Source organism: Thioclava sp. UBA3469 (assembly GCF_002378135.1).
GTDB lineage: Bacteria > Pseudomonadota > Alphaproteobacteria > Rhodobacterales > Rhodobacteraceae > Thioclava > Thioclava sediminum.
The window spans coordinates 1-569 of sequence record NZ_DFRG01000116.1 but is presented as its reverse complement, the minus strand read 5'-3'; the positions used below and the strand labels follow the sequence as shown (position 1 = coordinate 569).

1 protein-coding gene is annotated in these 569 nt (G+C 66.3%); it reads right to left on the bottom strand.

Going from position 1 to position 569, the window contains the following annotated elements; all coding sequences use genetic code 11:
• Positions 1-64: 64 nt before the first annotated feature.
• Positions 65-569: dimethylsulfonioproprionate lyase family protein (locus tag B3D39_RS09615; protein ID WP_274963904.1), on the bottom strand; the 505-nt coding region annotated here is incomplete at its 5' end.

The window sequence follows — 569 nt, the reverse complement described above, 5'->3', positions numbered from 1 at the left end:
CTACCAACTGAGCTAACCGCCCCCGGCCCTTCCTCTAGCCTCGCCTTGCGCGGGGATCAAGACCTCAGATGCCCTCGCGCATCCGCACCTTGCGGGTCGAGGAGAGTTTCATCCCCGGCGCGGTCAGCCGCGCCTCCGGCCCGACCCAGGCATAGGCCAGCAGACAGGGGTCGAGATCGGCAGTGGTGATGCGGTGTTCGTGATCGGGACGGTTCAGGATCAGCGAGCCAGGCGCATGCACCGCAGTGTCATTCTCAGACCACGGGCCCGCGACCGAGATATAGCTCTCCTCGATCTCCTTGTGGCTGTGCTGCGGATAGGTCGTGCGCGGTGCAAACAGCACGAATCCCAGCACCAGCCGATCGGAAGCCACCGGTCCGCGCGGGCCCAGCACCTCGCAATAGGCATATTTGCGCGCCAGCGCCTTTGGCACCTTCTCGTAGCCATATTCCCAAGTCAGCTGCCCCGTCACGCGCGACAGCGCCCGCGCCATACCCGCAACCGCGCCGCGCTCGCCCAGATCGAGCGCACGCGACAGATGTGCCGTCACCGGTTTCGGCTGCGGCTGG